The organism is Variovorax sp. LG9.2 (assembly GCF_035018885.1).
Taxonomy (GTDB): Bacteria; Pseudomonadota; Gammaproteobacteria; order Burkholderiales; family Burkholderiaceae_C; genus Variovorax.
On sequence record NZ_JASJXB010000013.1, the window covers coordinates 119,794 to 141,344 of the forward strand.

The 21,551-nt window shown below is 65.1% G+C and carries 15 protein-coding genes and 1 pseudogene; 7 read left to right on the forward strand and 9 right to left on the reverse strand.

All coding sequences use genetic code 11. The features are described from left to right. Positions 1-133 precede the first annotated feature (133 nt). Genes dxs through xseB form a run of 3 tightly spaced genes read right to left on the reverse strand, consistent with a single transcriptional unit; the run spans position 134 to position 3,219 of the window. Positions 134-1,999 carry a 1-deoxy-D-xylulose-5-phosphate synthase gene (gene dxs / locus QN413_RS15290; protein WP_323497428.1) on the reverse strand — a complete coding sequence of 622 codons (1,866 nt, stop codon included), beginning with the start codon at positions 1,997-1,999 and terminating at the stop codon, positions 134-136. Between the two features lie 12 nt (positions 2,000-2,011). Continuing rightward, positions 2,012-2,941, reverse strand: coding sequence for a farnesyl diphosphate synthase (locus QN413_RS15295; RefSeq protein ID WP_323497448.1), 930 nt, complete (start codon positions 2,939-2,941; stop codon positions 2,012-2,014). Positions 2,942-2,973: 32 nt separating this feature from the next. Then, positions 2,974-3,219 carry an exodeoxyribonuclease VII small subunit gene (xseB, locus tag QN413_RS15300; RefSeq protein WP_187051022.1) on the reverse strand — a complete coding sequence of 82 codons (246 nt, stop codon included), beginning with the start codon at positions 3,217-3,219 and terminating at the stop codon, positions 2,974-2,976. Between the two features lie 165 nt (positions 3,220-3,384). On the opposite strand from xseB, the gene QN413_RS15305 reads away from it, so the two are divergent. The 4 genes from QN413_RS15305 to QN413_RS15320 all read left to right on the forward strand — a co-directional run bounded on the left by QN413_RS15305 (position 3,385) and on the right by QN413_RS15320 (position 8,719). Then, positions 3,385-4,542 (forward strand): aromatic ring-hydroxylating dioxygenase subunit alpha, encoded by a 1,158-nt coding sequence (locus QN413_RS15305; protein WP_323497429.1) that lies wholly within the window; start codon positions 3,385-3,387, stop codon positions 4,540-4,542. Continuing rightward, entirely contained in the window at positions 4,542-5,465 is a 924-nt protein-coding gene (locus QN413_RS15310; RefSeq protein WP_323497430.1) for a DMT family transporter, read from the forward strand. Before QN413_RS15305 ends, QN413_RS15310 begins: the two co-directional genes overlap by 1 nt. 46 nt (positions 5,466-5,511) lie before the next feature. Then, positions 5,512-6,420 (forward strand): sulfurtransferase, encoded by a 909-nt coding sequence (locus QN413_RS15315; RefSeq protein WP_323497431.1) that lies wholly within the window; start codon positions 5,512-5,514, stop codon positions 6,418-6,420. Positions 6,421-6,574: 154 nt separating this feature from the next. Next, a complete protein-coding gene (locus QN413_RS15320; RefSeq protein WP_323497432.1) occupies positions 6,575-8,719 on the forward strand; it encodes a DUF3300 domain-containing protein in 2,145 nt (714 codons plus the stop codon). Between the two features lie 371 nt (positions 8,720-9,090). On the opposite strand, the gene QN413_RS15325 is transcribed toward QN413_RS15320, so the two are convergent. From QN413_RS15325 to polA, 4 genes and pseudogenes are all read right to left on the reverse strand, one after another. Next, on the reverse strand, positions 9,091-9,306 hold the full coding sequence (locus QN413_RS15325) for a hypothetical protein (RefSeq protein WP_187055154.1): 216 nt from the start codon (positions 9,304-9,306) through the stop codon (positions 9,091-9,093). Positions 9,307-9,385: 79 nt separating this feature from the next. Beyond that, positions 9,386-10,339: a ZIP family metal transporter gene (locus tag QN413_RS15330; protein WP_323497433.1), complete on the reverse strand. Its 954-nt coding sequence runs from the start codon at positions 10,337-10,339 to the stop codon at positions 9,386-9,388. A 74-nt stretch (positions 10,340-10,413) separates the two neighbouring features. After that, positions 10,414-10,672: pseudogene (locus tag QN413_RS15335) on the reverse strand (dienelactone hydrolase family protein); the annotation flags it as partial. An 18-nt stretch (positions 10,673-10,690) separates the two neighbouring features. Beyond that, entirely contained in the window at positions 10,691-13,528 is a 2,838-nt protein-coding gene (gene polA, locus QN413_RS15340; RefSeq protein WP_323497434.1) for a DNA polymerase I, read from the reverse strand. Positions 13,529-13,638: 110 nt separating this feature from the next. On the opposite strand from polA, the gene QN413_RS15345 reads away from it, so the two are divergent. Genes QN413_RS15345 through QN413_RS15355 form a run of 3 tightly spaced genes read left to right on the forward strand, consistent with a single transcriptional unit; the run spans position 13,639 to position 16,042 of the window. After that, complete coding sequence (locus QN413_RS15345; RefSeq protein ID WP_323497435.1) at positions 13,639-14,028, forward strand: hypothetical protein; 390 nt, start codon at positions 13,639-13,641, stop codon at positions 14,026-14,028. A gap of 12 nt (positions 14,029-14,040) precedes the next feature. Then, positions 14,041-15,228 (forward strand): homoserine kinase, encoded by a 1,188-nt coding sequence (locus tag QN413_RS15350; protein WP_323497436.1) that lies wholly within the window; start codon positions 14,041-14,043, stop codon positions 15,226-15,228. A gap of 10 nt (positions 15,229-15,238) precedes the next feature. Beyond that, positions 15,239-16,042, forward strand: coding sequence for a BPSS1780 family membrane protein (locus QN413_RS15355; protein ID WP_323497437.1), 804 nt, complete (start codon positions 15,239-15,241; stop codon positions 16,040-16,042). 6 nt (positions 16,043-16,048) lie between these two features. Here QN413_RS15355 and QN413_RS15360 read toward each other — a convergent pair whose 3' ends face one another. Further along, a complete protein-coding gene (locus tag QN413_RS15360; protein WP_323497438.1) occupies positions 16,049-17,653 on the reverse strand; it encodes a DUF3999 family protein in 1,605 nt (534 codons plus the stop codon). Next, a complete protein-coding gene (locus QN413_RS15365; RefSeq protein WP_323497439.1) occupies positions 17,650-21,522 on the reverse strand; it encodes a DUF2339 domain-containing protein in 3,873 nt (1,290 codons plus the stop codon). Before QN413_RS15365 ends, QN413_RS15360 begins: the two co-directional genes overlap by 4 nt. Positions 21,523-21,551: the final 29 nt, after the last annotated feature.

Below are 21,551 nucleotides of genomic sequence, written 5' to 3' on the forward strand. Positions count from 1 at the left end.
AAGCTGTCGACTCGAAAGCTCGAGGGACCGGAGCATTGTAAAAACCGCCTCCCGCGCGAACGAGCGGGTTTTCCCCGCGAGGTCCCGAGGACGTTCCGGGCGGCGCAGTAACGCCGCGGATCGGATCAACGCTTCAACTCAGCGGCGTGCCTTCGACCGGGAATCGCGCCTCGATAGACGCTTGAATGCCCGCCGCGTCGAGCCCGAGCCCTGACAGCAACTTGACCGGATCGCCATGCTCGATGAAGCGGTCGGGCAAGCCGAGCTGCAGCACAGGCTTCTGGAGGCCGGCCACTTGCAGCGCCTCGAGCACCGCGCTACCCGCGCCGCCCATGATCGCGCCCTCCTCGAGTGTGACGATGGCATCGTGCGACTTGGCCATTTCATTCACCAACGCAACATCCAGCGGCTTGGCCCAACGCATGTTGACGACCGTGGCGTCGAGCGCCTCGGCCGCGACCAGCGCCGGATACAGCAACGTGCCGAAAGCGAGGATCACGATGCCTTTGCCCGTGCGGCGCACTTCGCCCTTGCCGAAAGGCAGCGCATCGAGCGTGATATGCGGCGTAACGCCCGCGCCGGCGCCGCGCGGATAACGCACCGCGACGGGGTGGTTCTGTTCGTAGGCGCTGGTGAGCAGCTGGCGGCACTCCGCCTCGTCGGCCGGGCAAGCGATGCTCATGTTCGGGATGCAGCGCAAGAAGGGAATGTCGTAGGCGCCTGCGTGCGTGGCGCCGTCAGCGCCCACCAGCCCAGCGCGATCGAGCGCGAACACGACAGGCAAATTCTGGATCGCAACGTCGTGGATCAGCTGGTCGTAGGCACGCTGCAGAAAGGTCGAGTAAATGGCAACGACCGGCTTCAGCCCTTCGCAAGCCAGGCCGGCCGCGAAAGTGACGGCATGCTGCTCAGCAATGCCGACGTCGTAATAGCGATCCGGAAAACGCTGCTCGAACTCGACCAGCCCCGAGCCCTCGCGCATCGCCGGTGTGATGCCGACCAGGCGACCGTCCTGCGCGGCCGTGTCGCACAACCACTGGCCGAAGACTTGCGTGAACGTCAGCTTGGGTTGCGTGGTCGGCTTGACGATGCCAATGCTCGGATCGAACTTGCCAGGGCCGTGATAGGCCACGGGATCGGCCTCGGCCAGCTTGTAGCCCTGGCCCTTTTTGGTGACGACGTGCAGGAACTGCGGGCCGTGCAGATGCTTCAGGTTCTCGAGCGTAGGCACCAGCGAATCGAGGTCGTGCCCATCGATCGGGCCGACGTAGTTGAAGCCGAACTGCTCGAACAGCGTGGCTGGCACGACCATGCCCTTGGCATGCTGCTCGAAGCGCTTGGCAAGCTCGAACAACGGCGGCGCGCCGCGCAGCACGCTCTTGCCGACGTTCTTCGCGGCGGCGTAGAAATTGCCGCTCATCAGCTGCGCCAAATAGCGGTTGAGCGCACCGACCGGCGGGCTGATCGACATGTCGTTGTCGTTCAGGATCACCAGCAGCTTGCAGTCGGCCACGCCTGCATTGTTGAGCGCCTCGAAAGCCATGCCGGCGGTGAGTGCGCCGTCGCCGATGATCGCCACGGCATGGCGTTCTTCGCCCTTTTGCTTGGCGGCCATCGCCATGCCGAGCGCAGCCGAAATACTGGTCGACGAATGCGCCGTGCCGAAGGTGTCGTACTCGCTTTCGCTGCGCTGCGGAAAGCCTGAGATTCCGCCCTGCTGCCGCAGCGTCGGCATGCGCTCACGCCGGCCGGTCAGGATCTTGTGCGGATAGGTCTGATGACCCACGTCCCACACCAGGCGGTCGTGCGGCGTGTTGAAGACGTGGTGCAGCGCGACGGTCAGCTCCACCGTGCCCAGGTTCGAACTAAGGTGGCCACCGGTGCGCGACACGTTGTCGAGCACGCAGGCACGCACCTCGTCGGCCAGTTGCTGTAACTGCGCGCGGTCGTATTGGCGGATCGGAGACGGGTCGTGGAGAGTGGGGAGCAGCGGAGCCATGAAGAGTTGTTGTTATCGGTCGCGATCGACGACCATATGGGCCAGCGCTCGCAGCGCGTTGGTGTCGGGCAATGCGCTGCGTTCGAGCGCCGCCAGAGCCGCAGTCAGAAGTTGTTGCGCCTGCGCGCGTGCGCCGTCCAGACCCAGCAAGGAGACGTAAGTGGGTTTGTCGCTGGCCGCATCCTTGCCGGCGGTTTTGCCAAGCGTGTGCGAATCGGCAGTGACGTCGAGGATGTCGTCGACCACCTGGAACGCGAGCCCGATAGCAGCGCCATAGTCACGCATCGCGGCCAGTGCAGGCGCGGGCACGCTGGCAGCGCACGCCGCGCCCATCTCGACGCTGCCTTGCAGCAGCGCGCCGGTCTTCATGCGATGCATTTCGCGGAGTTGCGGCTCGTCGAGCGAGCGCCCGACGCTGGCCAGGTCGATAGCCTGGCCACCGGCCATGCCCTGGCTACCAGCGGCACGTGCCAGCAGGCGGCACAGCAGGGCCTGCATCACCGGAGGTACCGCATCGCCCGCAGCGTTCGGGTCATCGGCATCGGGAGTCAGCAGCTCGAACGCCAACGCCTGCAACGCATCACCGGCCAACAGCGCATCGGCCTCGCCGAACTTGACGTGCACCGTGGGCTTGCCGCGGCGAAGAATGTCGTTGTCCATGCACGGCAGGTCGTCGTGCACGAGGGAATAGGCGTGGATGAGCTCGGCGGCACAGGCGGCGCGCAGGGCGGCGTCGGGCCGGCCGTGCACAGCCTCGCTGGCCGCCATCACCAGCAACGGCCGGAGGCGCTTACCGCCGTCTAGCACCGCGTACCGCATCGCATCGCCCAGCAGCAGCGGCGCATCGACGCCGACCCAACGCGACAGGGCCCCCTCGACGTTAGCCAGATGCGGCTCGCTCCAGGCGGCGAGGCGCGCGGCATCCCACCGCGCGGCAGGCATAGCAGACGGGTCTGTCATCGCTGCGTGCGAACTCATTCGGCGGTCCACACCTTCAGGCTGCCAGCGTCGAGCACCTTGATCTGGTCTTCGACGGCTTGCAGCTTGTCGCGGCAGAACGTCAGCAAGGCCGCGCCGCGCTGGTAGCTGACCAGCAGCTGGTCGAGCGGCAACTGGCCCGATTCGAGCTCAGCTACCAACTGTTCGAGCTCCTGAACGCCGGCTTCGTAGGTTGCGGGCAACGCGATCGTGACTGGCTGGAGAGAAGGCACCTTGGGCATGCGGAAATCGATTGTTCGTGTGGAGAAGCTGGAAGATAGCCCGGTCGGGGTAAGGCATTTTAGGTCGGGGCACGATTCGGGGGCGGCAGGTACAATCGCGTCCCTGCCCGACGGTTTATCCGTTCATCTTTTTCTCTCCCTGTGGGGAGCTTGGTCAGGTCCCCCATGTCTGATTTAAGTCTTCAACTGCAGCAGGCCGCGAGCCCCCTTCACGTTTCTGCGTACTTCGACGAGGCGCTATACGCCCGCGAGCTGCAAACGTTGTTTGCCCAAGGCCCGCGCTACGTCGGCCATAGTCTGGCCGTGCCCGAGCCGGGCAACTTCCATACGCTGCCCCAGGAACACCACGGCCGTGCACTCGTGCATACGCCCAAGGGCATCGAGCTGATTTCGAACGTGTGCCGCCATCGGCAGGCGCTGATCCTGCAGGGCCGCGGCCAGCTCGCCACGCAAGCCGGCGGCAACATCGTTTGCCCGCTGCACCGCTGGACCTACGCCGCTGCAGACCCTCGAACCACCGGCACGCTAATCGGCGCGCCGCATTTCGACCAGGACCCCTGCCTGAACCTGCATAACTACCCACTGACCGAGTGGAACGGCCTGCTGTTCGAGCGCAATGCGAGCGCCGATGGCACGAGCCGCGACGTCGCTGCCGACATGGCCAGCCTGGGCCCGCGTGCCGACCTCGACTTCACCGGCTACGCGCTCGACCGGGTCGAACTGCACGAGTGCAACTACAACTGGAAGACCTTCATCGAGGTCTACCTCGAGGACTATCACGTGGGCCCGTTTCATCCGGGTCTCGGCAGCTTCGTCACCTGCGACGACCTGCGCTGGGAGTTCAACCGGCATTTCTCTGTGCAAACGGTCGGCGTCGCCAATCGGCTGGGCCGCGCGGGCAGCCCGGTCTATCAAAAATGGCAGGAGCAACTGCTGAAGTACCGTGAAGGCAAGCCGCCCAAGTACGGCGCGATCTGGCTCACCTACTACCCGCACGTGATGGTCGAGTGGTATCCGCATGTGTTGACGGTGTCGACGCTTCACCCGATCAGTCCGACGAAAACGCTCAACATGGTGGAGTTTTTCTACCCTGAAGAAATCGTCGCTTTCGAGCGCGAGTTCGTGGAAGCGCAACAGGCAGCCTACATGGAAACCTGCGTCGAAGACGACGAGATCGCCGAGCGCATGGATGCCGGGCGGCGCGCGCTCATGCTGCGTGGCGACGACGAGAGCGGGCCTTACCAGAGCCCGATGGAAGACGGCATGCAGCAGTTTCACGAGTGGTATCGGCGGGAGATGCACACCACGACGCAGCCGCGCTGATGCAGGCGCTATGGATGGTGCTGGCCTCGTTGCTGTTCGCCAGCATGGGCGTCTGCGTGAAGATCGCATCGGCCTGGTTCTCCAGCTCTGAACTGGTCTTCTATCGCGGCATGGTCGGCATCGTTTTCCTGGCGGCGATCGCCCGAAGCCGCGGCGTCTCGCTCGCGACGAAGTACCCGGGCATGCACGCATGGCGCAGCACGGTCGGCGTACTCTCGCTTGGCGCCTGGTTCTACGCCATCGCCCACATGCCGCTCGCCACCGCGATGACGCTCAACTACATGAGCAGCATCTGGATAGCGGTGTTTCTGGTCGGGGGCGCACTGCTCGCCTGGGTGCCGGTGCCGGGTCGCGACGGCAGCCTGCCCAAGCCGCCACTACAGGGTCCGCTGGTGCTGGCCGTGATCGCCAGCTTCTGCGGCGTGGTGATGGTGCTGAAGCCTACCGTCGGCGACAACCAGGGCTTTGCCGGCTTGATGGGCTTGATGTCGGGGCTGACCGCCGCCTTCGCCTATATGCAGGTCGTCGCGCTCTCGCGCCTGGGCGAACCCGAGACCCGCACGGTGTTCTATTTCGCGGTCGGTTCTGCCGTGGTGGGTCTGGCGGCGGCGTTGACGACCGGCTTTTCGGCATGGAACTGGATGCACGCGATATGGCTGCTGCCGGTCGGCGTGCTGGCGTCGCTCGGACAACTCTGCATGACCCGCGCCTACGCCAGCGCCAAGACCGAAGGCGGTACGCTGACGGTCGCCAACCTGCAATATTCGGGAATCGTGTTTTCAGGCATCTTCAGCGTGCTCGTATTCGGGGACCGCATCGATGGCGCGGGCTGGGCCGGCATGGCACTGATCGTGGCGAGCGGCATCGCAGCGACTGTGTTGCGCCAACGCTCGCTACCGAAGGCGCCGGCTGAGGAACACTGAAAACATCGAAGAAGTTGAAGAAGTTGAAGAAGAGCGAAGGACTTTTATGTACGCCACCCTGATCTCCGTCGAGCAAACGCAAGCACTGCAAAAAGCGGGCGCAGCGATGATGATTTTCGACTGTACCTTCGCACTGATGCAGCCCGAGGCAGGCATTGCGGAGTACCGCGCCTCGCACATTCCCGGTGCGGTCTATGCCAACCTCGATACCGACCTGAGCGCACCGCACGGCGCCCCGAGCAGCGACGGCACCGTGCTGGTCGCGAACGACGAAGGCGAACCGTCGTCGGGCGGGCGCCACCCTTTGCCGAGCCGCGAGAAATTCGTGTCCTGGTTGTCGAGCGTCGGCTTCCGCGACGACATGCAGGCTGTCGTGTACGACCGCAACGGCGCCAACTACTGCGGCCGCTTGTGGTGGATGTTGAAGTGGATCGGCCATGACGCGGTGGCTGTGCTCGACGGCGGCTTGCAGGCATGGCAAGCCGAAGGGGGTGCGGTGACCGATCGCGAAGAACCGGCGCGTTTCCAGTCCAACTTTGTCGCGAGTACGCCGCGCCTTGCGCTGGTCCAAACGGCTGAAGTGGTGGCGCATCTCGGCGACGGATCACGGACGTTGATCGATGCACGCGCCGGTGCCCGATATCGCGGCGAGGTCGAACCACTCGACCCGATTGCCGGCCATATCCCGGGCGCGTTGAACCGGCCTTTCAGCGACAACCTCGGCCCCGACGGCAAGTTCAAACCGGCGGCCCAGCTGCGGGCGGAATTCGAAGCGTTGCTTGCCGGCCGAGACGCCGCCACCGTCATTCACCATTGCGGTAGCGGCGTGAGCGCGCTGCCCAATTTGCTGGCGATGGAAATTGCCGGGCTGGGTCCGACCGGCCTGTACGCCGGCAGTTGGAGCGAATGGAGCAATACGCCGGGCCTGCCGACGCGCCATGGCGCCGCACCGTAAAGCTGTCTTGTCGACATTGAAACGGATTGCAAAGCCATTGAAAAGAAGGCGTTGAACGACAGGCGCCGCCGATACCCACTGTCACATCCTGCGTCGGCGAGCGCGCTAGGGTGGACGTTGATTGGGGAGCACCTCGCTCTTCAGAAAGCGTTCCATGTACCAAACCCCTTCAGGCCTGACAAAAGGCTTCAAAAGCGCCAAGACCGCCATCGCAGCACTCTGCATTCCGGCGTTGATGCTGGCCGGATGCGACAAGATTGGCAGCACATCGGCACCGGCCGCCGCGCCCGTGGTTGCGGCCACGCCCGCGGTCGAAACGCCGGCACCGTCCATAGTTGCCCAGCCCGTTACCGCACCCGTAGCACCCGCCTACATGCCTCCCGGCGCCGAACAGCTGTATCAAATGGTCGCGCCCATCGCGCTGTATCCGGACAAGCTTGTCGCGCAGGTATTGGCCGGCTCGACCTACCCCGACCAGGTCACTGCGGCCGATGCGTGGATTGTGCAGAACGGTGGGTTGAAGGCCGGTCCGCTGGCCGATGCCGCCGAGCGGCAATCCTGGGACCCGAGCATCAAGTCGCTCACCGCATTCAAGCGCGTGCTCGACCAGATGGCGAAGAACCTGCCATGGACCACCGCCCTGGGGCAGGCCTACTACAACGACCCGGACGACGTGATGAATGCGATCCAGGTCATGCGTCAGCGCGCATCGCGTGCAGGTCAACTAAGAAGCACGCCCAAGCTGCGCGTGGCGACCGCATCGGCGCCCAGCAACTACACGCCCGACCCGAACGCCCCTGTTTATTACGCCGGACCGGCCGTCATCGAGCCGCCGCCGCAGTACATCACCATCGAGCCCGCGCAGCCCGACGTGGTCTACGTGCCGAGCTACGACCCGGAAGTCATCTATGGCGAGCCGGTCGCGGCTTACCCAGGGTATGCCTACGCGCCGCCGGTGTACGTCGAACAGCGCGATCCTCGCTATTCGAATGGGCAGATCGCCGCGGCGGGTGCGGTGACTTTTGGCCTGGGTGTGGTGGTCGGCTCTGCGCTGGAGCGCCACGGCTGGGGCTGGAACTCGTGGGGCATGAACTGGGGACGCCCTGACACCTACCGCGGTGGCAATCGACCGCAAGGCGTTCGCGGCTTCGACCGGCCGGCCGTGGTCTACAACCAGTCGACCTATATTCCGCGCGCCGAGTTCGCGGGCGGCAGCAGCGCACGCGGACCGCAGCAGATGCAGCTACAGCAGGCTCAACAAGCTCAAGCGCTCGCACAACAGCAGCAGCAGGTCCAGCAAGCCCAGCAGAATCAGCAAAGGGCCCAACAGCAGTTGCAGATTCAACAGGCGCAGCAAGCGCAACAGGCACAGGCACAGGCACAGCAAGCACGAGGGCAGCAACAGCAACAAGCGATGCAAGCGCAAGCGCAGCAGCAAGCACAACAAGCGCAGCTTCGCCAACAGGAGCAGGTACGTCGACAGCAGACCCAGCAGGCGCAGGTGAATCAACAGCAAGCGCAGCAGGTCCAGCAGCAACAAGCTCAGCGGGCACAACAGGATCAGGCGAGGCGCGAACAAGGCCAGCAGCAGGCAGCACAGCAACAGCAGGAGCAGGCGCAGCAACAACAACAACAACAACAACAACAACAGCGCCAACTGCAACAGCAACAGCAACAGCAACAGGCTGCGCAAGAACAGTCACGCCGCCAGCAAGAACAAGGTCAACGGGCGCAGCAGGTTCAGACTCAGCAAGCACAACAAGCGCAGGCTCAACAATCGCAGGCACGCCAACAGCAAGAGCAGCAGGAGCAAGCGCGTCGTCAGCAGGCTCAGGTGAATCAGCAGCAAGCGCAGGCACAGCAAGCGCAACAAGCCCAACAAGCTCAAGCGCGTCAGCAGCAGGCCCAGGCACAACAAACACAGGCTCAAGCTCAGGAACGGCAACAACAAGCTCAGGCGCAACAGGCACGGCAGGCCCAAGCTCATGCGCAACAGCAACAGCAACAGCAGGCGCAAGCCCAGGCCCGCCAGCAACAGGCGCAGGCTCAACAAGCACAGCAGGCTCAGGTACAACAACAACAACAACAACAGCAGCAGCAGCAGCAGCAGCAGCAGCAGCAACAGCAACAGCAACAAGCTCAGATGCAGCGACAGCAGCAGGCGCAACAACAGCAACAACAAGCCCAGCAGCAGGCACAGCAGCAAGCGCAAGCTCAGCAACAACGCCGCGCGCAGGAGCAACAGGTACGTGCCGCAGGGCGGCCTCCGGGTGGCCGCCCTGACGATCCGAATCGCTGACCGACAGTGCCCTCGCTCGCAGAACCGCGTTTCGTTGGCAGCGCGCTAGCGATGCAGGTCGGGCCGAAAAGAGCGCGGCAAGCCGATGGCATCTCGCGACCGCGCGAACTCGCCTCAGGGCCGCAGGGGCGCACGCGTTCCGGCCGCACGCCCACGCCGACGACGTATGCCGGGATCACCTGCAGGATCGGAAGGTGCCGAAGCCGCCGCACCGGCCATGGCAGAGGGTGCCGGCCATTGCTCTCGGCACAACATCAGCCGCTGCGCCGGCACGGCTCTTGCCCAATTCGTCGAGCGTTTGCGGTATCCCAAGACCGCCTGGTTCGGTGCGTTGACGGCGCCGCGCCTTTGTGGCCGAAGGCACCGGTCGCTCAGTCCGGCGCGTTCAGCACCCGATCGCTCTCTTCGTCCGAGGGCACGTTGTCGGCGTCGAGCCCGCTCGCCTCGCTCAGGTCGAGGCCCGTCTCTTCTTCAAGCTCGTCCATGCCTTCGTTCTCCGGCGAATCGAATTCCTCTCCGAGCAACGGTGCGTCTTTGGGGATGTCGGTGGGTTCGCCAGAGCGGCGGGTGGGGTCCACGTTGGGCATGTTCGGCTCTCCTTTGACTGCGGCTTCAGAAATCGAAGCACGTGGGCGCATAGTGCACCCGCCGGCCGACTTTGGCGATTCAGCCGCGGGGAAGAATCGATGTCGGAAAAGGCCGTGCGAGTGCGATGTCATCGGGCATCAGGAACCGCACCGCACCCTGTTCATGGCCATGCGCCTGGTGATCGCCATGACCCGCATGCTCGCCGTGCGCCAGTCGGCTCACGAGCGTGACCAGCACGATCCCCGCCACCAGCCACACGATTTGCGCCGCCGTCTGGCGCGCCGGCAAGCGCCGCTGCAATTGCGGAATCAAATCGGCCAGCGCGACGTAGACGAAGCTGCTGCCGGCCAGCACCAGAAAGTACGGCAGCCACGCGTGAAGCTGGTCGACCAGCCACCAGCCGACGATGCCACCGAGCGCGGTCATGGTGCCGGCGAGCGACACCTTGAGGAGCGCAGCACGCGGGTTGGGCGAACTCTGCCGCAACACGACCAGGTCGCCGATGTGGTGCGGCACTTCGTGCGCCAGCACCGCCACCGCGGCCACTAGGCCCAGCTTCAAGTCCGCGGTGAACGCCGAGGCGATCAGGATGCCGTCGCCGAAGCAGTGCACGCTGTCGCCCGTGAGCACGGCCCAGCCGCCGGCCTTGGAAGGACGTCCGTGGTCGTGCGTGTCGTCGTGCCCATGCGAATGGTCATGACTGTGATCGCCGTGATCATGGACGTTCGCATCCGCCTGGTGATGCTCGTGCCCGTGGTGCCACAGCTCCGCCTTGTCGAGCAGAAAGAAAAACACGAGCCCGAACAGCAGCACCGCGAACAGCACCGCCGGCTCGATGCCGCTTTCGAAGGCCTCGGGCAGCAGGTGCATGAAGGCAGTCGCGAGCAGCGCGCCGGCGGCAAGACTCAACAGGTGCTGCGGATTGACGCCGCCAGCGTCGCGCCGCACGCCGACGCGCATCAGCAAAGCGGCCAGCCAGACGCTGCCGATGCCGGAGACCAGCGTCGCCGCGATGATTGCAATCAGGTTCATGGCTCTTCTAAAAATAAAAAAAGCCGCCCCGAGGGACGGCTTCGATAGTCGATCGGACCGAAAAGTCGACGGCGTCAGGTCACGCCGTGCGCCTTGAACCGCGCCACGTCGCGCTTCCATCGGCTTTCCGCCGGCCCTGCATATAAATCGGCCGGTATGCCGCATGAACCGCGTGGCCGGCTTCCGGGAACACGGCAAATTCGGAAGTTTTGGCTCCCGCAGTTCCAGTCGCCGAAGCAGCTTTCATCTTATCAATGCTGTCAAGCGGGATGCCCCGTCCTTGCCACCATATAGGCCGAGCAACCGCGCGCTCAAGGTCGCGGCGATGTCGATCGATCAATGCAACTTGCATCAATGCGCCTTGTCCCAGTTCGACCCGAAGCCGATTTCCGCCAGCAGCGGCACCTTGAGCACCGCGACCCCCGCCATGATCTTCGGCACCTCGGTGCGTACCCAATCGACTTCTGCCTCCGGCACTTCGAACACCAGCTCGTCGTGCACCTGCATGATCATCTTCGTCGCACGCTCCTCGGCGTCGAGCACGCGCTGCACCTCAACCATGCTCAGCTTGATGAGGTCGGCCGCCGTACCTTGCATCGGCGCATTGATGGCCGCGCGCTCGGCGCCGCCGCGGCGCGGGCCATTGGGTGAGTTGATTTCCGGCAGGTACAGGCGCCGACCGAACACGGTCTCGACATACCCTTGCGCCTTGGCTGTGAGCTTGGTCTCGTCCATGTACGCCTTCACGCCCGGATAGCGCGCAAAGTAGCGCTCGATGTACGAGGCTGCTGCCTTGGTCTCGATGCCCAGATTGCGCGCCAGACCGAAGCTGCTCATGCCGTAGATGAGGCCGAAGTTGATGACCTTGGCATAGCGGCGCTGCTCACTCGACACCTGCTCGGGCGTACCGCCGAAGACTTCGGCGGCTGTGGCGCGGTGCACGTCGATGCCGTCGGTAAAGGCGCGCAGCAGCGACTCGTCGCTGCTCAGATGCGCCATGATGCGCAGCTCGATTTGCGAGTAGTCGGCGCTGGCGATCACGCTACCGGCCGGCGCCACAAAGGCTTCGCGCACGCGCCGGCCCTCGGCGGTTTTGACGGGGATGTTCTGCAGGTTCGGATCGTTGCTGCTGAGGCGACCCGTCACGGCCACGGCCTGCGCATAGTGCGTGTGGACGCGGCCGGTGCGCGGGTTGGCGAGTTGGCCGAGCTTGTCGGTGTAGGTGCCCTTGAGCTTGGATAGGCCACGATGCTCCAGGATCTTGGCCGGCAACGGAAAGTCTTCAGCAAGTTTTTCGAGCACCTCTTCATCGGTGCTGGGCGCGCCACTCGGTGTCTTCTTGACCACCGGCAGGCCGAGTTTGGTGAAGAAGATTTCGGCGATCTGCTTTGGCGAGCCGAGGTTGAAGGGCTGGCCCGCGAGTTCATAAGCTTCGGTTTCGAGCGCCATGATGCGCAAGCCGAGTTCGTGGCTTTGCGTGGCCAGCATCGGCGCGTCGATCAGCACGCCGGTGCGCTCGATGCGGTAGAGCGATTCGCTGCTGCGCATTTCCAGCTCATAGATGAAGCGCAGTTTGGCATCGGCTTCGAGCAGCGGCCACAGCACGCGGTGCACATCGAGCGTCTGGTCCGAGTCTTCGCACGAATATTCGGCGGCCTTGGCGATGTCGACCTGGCTGAACGAAATCTGATGCGCGCCCTTGCCGCACAGGTCTTCGTAGTCGATTCCGCTGCGGCCCAGGTGGCGCTCGGCCAGGCTGGCCAAGCCGTGCGGCCGATGCACTTCAAGCACGTAGCTTTGCAGCATGGTGTCGTGCGCGTAGCCCTGCACTTCGATGCCGTGGTTGGCAAAAACATGGCGGTCGTATTTGACGTGCTGGCCGAGCTTCTGTTTAGCGCCGTTTTCAAGCCAGGGCTTGAGGCGCGCCAGCACCTCGTCGCGCGGCAGTTGCGCCGGTGCGTCGGGGTAGTTATGGGCCAGCGGAATGTAGGCGGCCTCGCCGGGCTTGACGCTGAAACTGACGCCGACAATTTCGGCGCGCATCGCGTCGAGCGAGGTGGTTTCGGTGTCTACCGCGACCAGTTCGGCGGCTTCGACGCGCGCCAGCCAGCTGTCGAAAAGTTCCCAACTCAAGATCGTGTCGTAGGCCAGGTTACTGACCGGTTCGGCCAGCGCGTTGGCGTCGAGCACGGAACTTTCCCCCGATGCTTGTCCCTCTGCAAACAGGTCGCCGTTGTTGCTTTCAGCAATGCTTTTACCGCCCTTGCGCTGCTTGTTTTCAGCGATCAGTTCGGGTGGCACGGCATGCGTTTCCAGCGTCCTGACCAAGCCCTTGAAGCCGTACTTTTTGTAGAAGGTCTTGAGGCCGTCGACCTGCTGCTCGCCGATGGCGATGCTGGCCAACGACGGCAGGCCGGTGACGTGGCCGTCCAGATCGCAATCGGTACGGATGGTCACCAACCGCTTGCCCTGCGGCAACCAGTCGAGCGCCTTGCGCAGGTTCTCGCCGGCCTGCCCCTTGATCTCGTCGGCATGCACCAGCAGTTCATCGAGCGAGCCGTACTGCATCAGCCATTTGGCGGCGGTCTTGGGTCCGACCTTGTCGACGCCGGGCACGTTGTCGACCGTGTCGCCTACCAGCGTCTGATAGTCCACCATCAGGTGCGGCGGCACGCCGAACTCGGCCGTCACCCCGGCCACGTCGCGCTTCTTGCCGTTCATGGTGTCGATGATGGTCACGTGCTCGTCGACCAGTTGACTCATGTCCTTGTCGCCACTCGACACGACCACCTCGATCGACTGCCGCGCCGCCGTGCGGGCCAGCGTGCCGATAACGTCGTCAGCCTCGACATCGGGCACGGTGAGTACCGCCCAGCCCAACAGCTGCACGACCTCGTGGATGGCCGGCACCTGACTGCGCAAATCGTCCGGCATCGGGGAGCGATGCGCTTTGTAGTCGGGGTACCAGTCGTCGCGGAACGTCTTGCCGGGCGCGTCGAACACGCAGGCGGCGTAGTCCGCGCGCACCTCGCGCCGGAGTGCCTGCATCATGTTGATCATTCCGCGGATGGCCCCGGTGGCCGGACTGGTCGGGTCGCCCGGCACGGCGCGCAAGTCCGGCATGGCGTGGAAGGCGCGGTACAAATAGCTCGAACCATCGACGAGCAGCAGCGTTTTCTTGTCTGTCATCTCACCATTTTGCCGCGTGCGGCGGACGCATCGACGAGGCCCCGGTTCGGCATCGGCCGATGTCACCTGCTTACAACTGGGGGGGGCACACGCCACCTACAATCACATACATGTTCTCCACCGATTCCTCCTTCGCCCGCCGCGCCGTCGCCCTCGTGCTCTGCGCAGTGCCATTCGGCCTGGCGACCATGGCGGTGGCGCAAACCCCGGCAGCCGCTGCACCTGCGACACCCGCCGCCCCCGACGCCGCGCAAAGCCAGGAGCAGTCCTCGCCTCGGCAGAACCAGAAGATCGAGAACATCCACGTCGAAGACAGCAGCGCCACGGTCGACGAGGTGCGCTATGGCGGCCGCACGCAGAGCATCAATGTCAAGCCCAAGTCGAACATGCCGGGCTACGAGGTGCTGCAACCTGGAACCGGTGGATCCGGCCCCGGCAACAACGACGCGAGCAACACCAACGGCAACGGGCCGCGCGTCTGGAACGTCCTCAAGTTCTGAACGCCTGGCGCCGTGGCGGTCTTTACTGAAGTCGGATTCGACCCCGCGGACGAGCTTGTCCGGCGCTTAGGGCTCGGTGCCTTGCGCGAGCTGCGCGGCATCGAAGGCGGCATCGAGAACACCAACTACTTCGCGACCACTGAACAGGGCGAATACGTCCTCACGGTGTTCGAGCGGCTCGGTTTTCAGCAGTTGCCGTATTACCTTTGCCTTATGAAGCATCTGGCCGAGCGCGGCATTCCGGTGCCGGCGCCTGCTGCCGATCCGACTGTGGTGTCCGGCGCCATTGGAGTCGTTGCTGCACTCGGTGCACAAGCCAAGACCCAGGCGTTGAAAGTGCCATCGATCGCACCCTGCGCGCTGCTGCACACCCTGAACGGCAAGCCCGCCGCCGTGGTGCAACGACTGGCCGGCAAGAGCGAACTCGCGCCCACGGCGGCCCACTGCGCCGAGTTGGGCCGCATGCTGGCGCGAATGCACCTGGCCGGACGCGATTTCGACCGCCTGCAGCCCAATCTGCGTGGCCTCGCATGGTGGAACGACACGGCGCCTGTGGTGCTGCCGTACCTCGAAGCCTCTCAGGCCGCATTGCTGCGCGGCGAACTCGCGTACCAGAACCATGTGGCCGAGTCGTCGGGCTACGCCGCTTTGCCACGCGGACCGGTGCACGCCGACTTGTTCCGCGACAACGCGATGTTCGCTACCGGGGTCGATGGCGAATGCAGCGACGGCGAATTCAGCGACGGCCAAAGCAGCGCACCACGCCTGACGGGCATTTTCGATTTCTACTTCGCCGGCACCGACACCTGGCTGTTCGACCTGGCCGTGTGCCTGAACGACTGGGCGATCGACCTTCCCACCGGCGAGCACGATGCGTCGCGGGCCGATGCGCTGTTGGCCGCGTATGCCACCGTACGGCCGCTCACCGGCCCGGAGCGCGCGTTGTTGCCCGCCCTGCTGCGCGCGGCCGCCCTGCGCTTCTGGATATCGCGGCTGTGGGACTACCACCTGCCGCGCGAAGCCAGCATGCTCAAGCCGCACGACCCGACCCACTTCGAGCGGGTGCTGCGCCAGCGCGCGCGGCATCCCGACGCGCTGCAGATGCCGATATCTGCAGCAGACCCGACTCCGGCTCTTATTCCGATCTTCACTTCGGTGGAAGCGCCCGCGACGGCACAAACCGCCGCAGCTACCGCCTGACCTCGAAACAATGAAACTTCACATCGTGCCGGCCCGCACCGGCGCCGAATGGGTCAAGCTCGGCCTCCGGACTTTCTGGCGGCAACCGCTGGCCTTCGTCTCTCTTTTTTTCCTCTTCATGGCGGCGATTTCGGCCGTTTCCCAGGTGCCGCTGCTTGGCAGCTTGCTCGCGCCCGTGCTGCTGCCCTTCATGACACTGGGGCTGATGGTCGCGACTTCTGTCGCGTACATCAACGACACGCAGAAGCCGACCGCGCCTGCCATGTTCATCGCGGCCTTCGCTGCGATGCGCAGCAAGTGGCGTCCGATGCTGGTGCTCGGCGTGATCTCGGCGGCGTATTTCGTGGCGGCCGTGTTGCTGTCCATCCTGGTCGACGGCGGCCAATTGGCCAGGGTCTACCTGCTCGACGCCGACATCACACCCGAGGCTGCCGCAAGCGCCCAGTTCCAGACAGCGCGCGTGCTGGTGATGTGCCTCAACCTGCCACTCTCGCTTGCGATGTGGCACGCACCGGCGCTGGTGCATTGGCACAGCGTCGAACCGGTCAAGAGCCTGTTCTTCAGCCTGGTCGCGCTGTTTCGCAACTTCAGCGCTTATGCGATGTTCTGCCTGGCATGGTTCGGCGTGTTCCTCATCGGCGGCATCGTGCTCGGCTTGATGGCAACGCTGCTGGTCGCGCTCGGTGGCATGGGAATGGGCGAAGGCGCCTCGGCCGTCGGCGGCGCGATGATGGTCGGCAGTGCGCTGATCCTGGCGGCGATGTCGCTCAGCTCGACGTGGTTCACTTTCAGGGACAGCTTCGATACCGACTGAACGCGGCTACTTCGCCGCCGGCCCGGTGTCCGGCTCGATTCTGGGCTCTACGGCTTGCGCTTTGAGTCCGCTCAGCAGCGACCACGCCATCCCGCCCAGCAAGAGCAAACCGACACCGAGCGCACTCCATAGCCAGAGCTTGCGCGACGACGGTGCGGGCTCTACTTTCGATTCCGTCTCGACAACGGCAGGCATCGCGGGCACCGCCACTGTTGGGCCCAGTGCCAACGTCACGCTCGCTCCATCCAGCGCCGGCGTGCGGCCAGGCTGGTAGCCCGGCATCAACTGCGCCAGCGGCAAGGGACCGGGCCCGTCAAGTGCAGCTTGTGCATTGGCGTTCCAGCCCAAGACGAAAGGCGGCTGGCCTTGCGCCAGGAACACGAGCGCGCGCGGACGTGCGCCGAAGAGCAACGATGGCGGGCTGGCGCCAAGGGCCGCTATCGGACCATCTGTGCGAAGGCGCAGCCGGGTGTGTACGCCACCGTCCATCGGGATGGCAGACGATCGCGCTTCGCCGGCTGGCTGATTAAGGCGGAACACCGTGGTGTCGGCCAGCAGCGTTTCGGTGGCAGCAGGCGTTTCACCGAAACGGCCCCTCGGCTCCCGCGACGCGTGCAGCCCATGTCGCAGCACAAAGAGCGCGTTGCGGGGACTAGCCCGCCGCTGGTCTACGGCTGAGCTCAGCTCCGCCACGCTCGACAGGCGAACCGGCGCCAGTGTGTTCGCCTGACCAAGCACGATGCGCAGACTCTGCAGAGGAAGGCCGTGCGGTGCTGGATAGTCGCAGAAATCGACGCCGCAGGCAGCAGGCCGGACCTCGTTCCCCCAGGCAATGGCAGGCACCGAGCGTTCCGGCTGCTGGACGCTATCGAGCCAGGCCGCACTCAGTTGCGGTGCCAGCGCAGGGTTCTGCCAACGCAGGCGCAAAAACCGCGTGCGAACCTGATCGAGCTCTACGGCGAGTCTTTCGATGGTCTGCTCGCCGTGGCGCAGTCGCACCAGTTGATCGTCGGCGCCGAGCCGATGCCACTGCCGCAGGTCGTCGCTGCCTTCGAGCGTGTACGGAAACAGCCCCATCGGGCCGGCCGCCAGCTCGAACCGGATCTGCACCAATGCGCCGGTGACCTGGCTGGCGTCGATCACCCATTCGGCAACCGGGGCAGGCAGCGCAACAGCCTTAGCAGCCGACGGCGCGGCGCCCACCCTGGCCAACGCGATCGAACCGTCGGGGCGCATCTTGAGCAAGAGCAATTCGTCGGCGGGCGCGGTGGATGTACCGCCCGAGGCACTTGTCGATGCGGACGGCGACGCGAACAGCGGCGCACGCGACGAAGCGGGTACGGCTTGCGCGGCTTCAGCCTCGCCATCAAGCCAGCCGAAGGGCGCCGCCTGGCCGGCACCGTTGCGCACGCGCAGGTCGCGCAAATCGTCGAAGGCCGCGAGGCCATGCAGGGCAGGCGGCAGCTCGAGACGATAAAAAGGGCCGTTGCCATGCAGCGTGATCGGGCTTTGTGCATGCGCAGAGCTTGCGGTGGTCAGTGCCAGCGCAAGTGCCAATGGCAGCGCCAGCGCGAGCGATAGCGCGGCGGTGAACCGTCGGGATTGAATCATGCCCGCACCTCGACCGGTGCGCTGCGCCGCAGCGTCGGCACCGGCGCGAAGTAGCCGACCAGCAGCAGCAAGGTGCCCACGCCGATGAACGAGACGATGCGAAACAAGCTGCCCTGATTCGCCAGCTCGACGAAGAACAGCTTGAACACCACCACCCCCAGCAACGCGACACCCGCCATCCAGACGATGCGCGTGCCCCGGCGGTTGCCCAGCACCATCGCGAGTACGCCGCAGATCGCCCAGGCGATCGACAACGCGGCTTGGGTCAGGGTCGACAGGTACAACGCGTTCAGGTTCCACGCGACATCGGCGTAGTGATGGCATGCGCGCAGCACCGCGCCGGTCAGCAAGGCCCACGCCGTGAGCGCGGCAACGCCCTTTGCCCAAGGTGGTGGCAACCGCATGTCGGCACTGGCCGGCAGTGCCTTCCACCAGATTACGAGCGCAGCCAACACCAGCCACTGCGCCATTTCGAGCGGGTTGAGCACTGGAACGAATGGCAATGGCGCAGCGTCGCCCGCGCTCAGCACGTTGGTCGCCCAGCACCAGCAAAGCAGGCAGAGCGCCACCGGTTGCAGCGCGAATTCAAGGTAGACACTCCGGTACTCGGTGAGCGGCCAGCGCGACAGCAAAAGGCGAAAGCGCAACGCCCACAGCACGATGACCGGCACGAGCACCCAACCCAGCAGCGGCCATGCCGAATAGGCGTCGCCCAGATTGCCAAGTTGCCATTGGCACTCGCGCGCAGCCATCAGCAAGAAGAACCAGAGCCCTGCGACATGCAGGATGCGCTGCAATGCAGGCTGCAGCCAGCGGCGTTGCGCATGCAGCAACCGGACATGCCACAGCAACGCCAGCGGCCAGGCCAGCCAGCCGAACCCGGTCGAGGGCGGCGTTACGCCGAAGGGCAGGCCGATCAGCGCAGCGGCCATGAACATCGGCAAGGTCAGCACGGTGATCTGACCAAGCTGTCGCCAGTCGCGCCGCGCAGCCACAACGCTGGCCACCATCGAGCTCAGCAACATCACGCCGACGATAGCGGCCGGTACGCGGTCCCACTGGCTTTGCGCAGCCAGCACGCGCACGCTTTCGCCCATGGTGGCAGCGATCCACCAACCCGCACCCCAGAGCAACGAAGCCCACAGCACGGGTGCGTGGACACACCAGTGATTGGCCCACCGCGCGACCGCCGCAGCGGCGTCGGTGTTCCGTGCAAGCGCTGCGTAGCGTGCCTGTGCACGCAGCCAGTCTGCGGCGACCAAGGCGGTCGAGCCCAATGCGAGCGGCGTCCAGAATCCAAGATTGGCAAACGCCGGTCGGACTTCGTCCCATGACGCAGCGGTACCGACGAACAGCATCGCCGCCACGAAGTGAAGCACCATTGCCAGCACCGCCAGCGGACGGTGCGCCATGCGGAGAGACAGCCACAGCACGACGGCCGCGGTAAACGGCCAGATCAGTGCAGCGTGTGCCAGATCGACACCGAACAACATCGCCATGTGCAGCAGGCTGACACCGGCAAGCAGGCTGACGACCTGCAGCATCGACCAGCGCGGCGGCGTGCCAGCGACCAATGCATCGCGATGCACGTGCCACATCGCCCAGGCCGCCGTGGCCAGCAGGCTGAAAGCGACCAGGCCGGCCGCTGCCGTGCCTTGCCAGCCACTCGCGAATGCGGCGGCATCGGCAGCGCCAGGCTGCAGGCCGGCGATCAGCGCGACGACCGAAAGCGCCTGGATCGAATGGGCGATCGGGCGCAGCGGCAACAGCATCCAGCGCACACCCGCCGCAAAACAGAGCAGTGCGAGCAACGCGGCAGCAGCGGGCGCCCACAGCGCCGTGAGAGTCAGCCAGCACACCGTGGTGAAAGCTGCCATGGCAGCCCAAGGCAGGCCTGTGCTGGCGATGGCTTCCCAGTCATCGCTCCCGGAATCGGTGGGCTTTCCAGCGCGCAGGTACAACGCCCACATGGCGAAGAGCTCGGCTCCAATGCATGCGGCAGCGCCGACACTGCCAGCCAGCAGCGAGGCGCCTTCAGCACCGATTTGCAGTGAGGTGGCGAACACCAGCACCGTCAGCGATTGCATCGCAAACGCGATGAGGCGCAGCGGCTGCAGCGAGGCACGCAGCGCGATGGCATAGGCCGCAAGCGCCATCAGCCCGGTCGCCACAGCGGCCCAGGGTTGGGGCAGCAGCATGAACGGCCCCAGCGTCAGCGCGGCCATGCCGACCCAGGGCAATGCCAGCCCGGTTGCCACGTCCCACGGCTGAGGGTTCGACCGCGCAACCGGGCGCTGAAGCAGCCACGTGATCAAGATGCTGGCGCCAAGGCCGAGCGCCGCGACGAAAGGCCCCTGCAGCAGCGGCCCACCCGCTTCGCCCATTTCGTGAGCGTGAATGGCGAGGCCGAAAGCAACGGCGGCAAGTGCCTGCAAGACCAGCGCCACCGGCTGCAGGGGCGCCATGCCGCGACGCCGGCCGAGCGCGAAGGCCGCCAACGCGAGCAGCGAGCTGGCCGTGGCCGCCCATGGCGGCGTCAGCGTTTGCCAAGGTAGCAATGCGAGAGCGGCCATGCCGACCCACGGCAGCACGCTGCCGGCGCGAGATTCCCAGTTCAGCAGCTCGTGCAACCGGGCGCGCCGAAGCAATGTCAGGCTGGTGAACACGCCAGCAGAGACCATCAGCGGCCCGAGAAAACTTCCGTGCAGCAAGGGGTGTCCGGCAGCGCCATCGACCGACGTTGCGCGCAGCAGTTGCACAAGGGAGCCTGCGAGAAGCGCGAACGAGAACGCCCGCGCATAGGGTCTCGCCTGCCGCACGCCCAGCCAATACATCCCCGCCGCCTCGATTGCCCACGTCGCGCCGGTCCACTGACCTTCGAGACCCAGCGGGATGGCCAGTGTCGCGAAGATCACGCCGACGATTGCATAGGCCTCGGCCAGCAGGCGCAGACCACGCGGCTGGCTGACAAAAACGACCCAGCCCAGCGACAGATAGAAGGCACCGAAGCCAAGCGCAGAGAAAGCAGCACCGAACTCCCACTGACGCGTCATCAGATACTGCAGGCCGAAAGCAGCCATGGGTGCACCGAACACCAGCGCGCTGTCGACCCGACCGACACGCCGCAGCGTCGCGACCGCGCGCTCGGCAAGCGGCAGCTTGTCGTCGGGCGGTGCTTCGAACAAGGTTCGACGAGCGAACAGCAAACCAATCGCTGCGAACAGCACGAACAAAGCGATCAGAAAGACTTGCACCGTGCCGTATTGGTCGGGCGTGTAGTACCGCTGTGCCCACGCACTCGCGAGAGTGAATGTGCCGACAGCACCGATCAGGTTCAACAGCCGCCAGGCCTTGAACCAGGCGACCAGAAAAATGCCGATGTCGAGGACCAGCATGTAGCTCAACAGCCCGATCGCGTTGTTGCTGCCGGTCGATGCGAGCACCGGCGCGGCGAAACCTTCCAGCGCCGCCACGATGGCCAGCACCGGCGCGTTTTGCGCCACGGCCAGTACGGCACTGAGTACAGCGACCGCGAATAGAAAGCCGAAGCCGATCGTGGGCGGCAACAACTCGTGGACCTTCATCGCGGCTAACGTCGTGAGGTAGAAAACGCCAATGCCTGCACCCTGAAGAATCAGCGCATAACTCGCGCGTTTGCGGCGCAGGAACCAGCCCAACGCCAGCAGGGAGGCGCCCACCAACACCACGCCGGCGTAGCGCAATTCGATCGGCACCGTCACGCGCTCCGCGGTGTAGCGCAGCAAGAACGCCAAACCGAGAAACAGGATCAGCACACCGAGCTTGACCAACACGTTGCCACCAAAGATCAGGCTGCGAATGGGTGCTGGCAGGCGGTCGCGAAGCGGCACGGCCGGAGGAGGAGGAGGAGGTGGTGGTG

Bases quoted from the DNA above. Each gene is read 5' to 3' on its own strand.
- dxs (WP_323497428.1), bottom strand. From the start codon at position 1,999: ATGGCTCCGCTGCTCCCCACTCTCCACGACCCGTCTCCGATCCGCCAA.
- QN413_RS15295 (WP_323497448.1), bottom strand. From the start codon at position 2,941: ATGCCTGCCGCGCGGTGGGATGCCGCGCGCCTCGCCGCCTGGAGCGAG.
- xseB (WP_187051022.1), bottom strand. From the start codon at position 3,219: ATGCCCAAGGTGCCTTCTCTCCAGCCAGTCACGATCGCGTTGCCCGCA.
- QN413_RS15305 (WP_323497429.1), top strand. From the start codon at position 3,385: ATGTCTGATTTAAGTCTTCAACTGCAGCAGGCCGCGAGCCCCCTTCAC.
- QN413_RS15310 (WP_323497430.1), top strand. From the start codon at position 4,542: ATGCAGGCGCTATGGATGGTGCTGGCCTCGTTGCTGTTCGCCAGCATG.
- QN413_RS15315 (WP_323497431.1), top strand. From the start codon at position 5,512: ATGTACGCCACCCTGATCTCCGTCGAGCAAACGCAAGCACTGCAAAAA.
- QN413_RS15320 (WP_323497432.1), top strand. From the start codon at position 6,575: ATGTACCAAACCCCTTCAGGCCTGACAAAAGGCTTCAAAAGCGCCAAG.
- QN413_RS15325 (WP_187055154.1), bottom strand. From the start codon at position 9,306: ATGCCCAACGTGGACCCCACCCGCCGCTCTGGCGAACCCACCGACATC.
- QN413_RS15330 (WP_323497433.1), bottom strand. From the start codon at position 10,339: ATGAACCTGATTGCAATCATCGCGGCGACGCTGGTCTCCGGCATCGGC.
- polA (WP_323497434.1), bottom strand. From the start codon at position 13,528: ATGACAGACAAGAAAACGCTGCTGCTCGTCGATGGTTCGAGCTATTTG.
- QN413_RS15345 (WP_323497435.1), top strand. From the start codon at position 13,639: ATGTTCTCCACCGATTCCTCCTTCGCCCGCCGCGCCGTCGCCCTCGTG.
- QN413_RS15355 (WP_323497437.1), top strand. From the start codon at position 15,239: ATGAAACTTCACATCGTGCCGGCCCGCACCGGCGCCGAATGGGTCAAG.
- QN413_RS15360 (WP_323497438.1), bottom strand. From the start codon at position 17,653: ATGATTCAATCCCGACGGTTCACCGCCGCGCTATCGCTCGCGCTGGCG.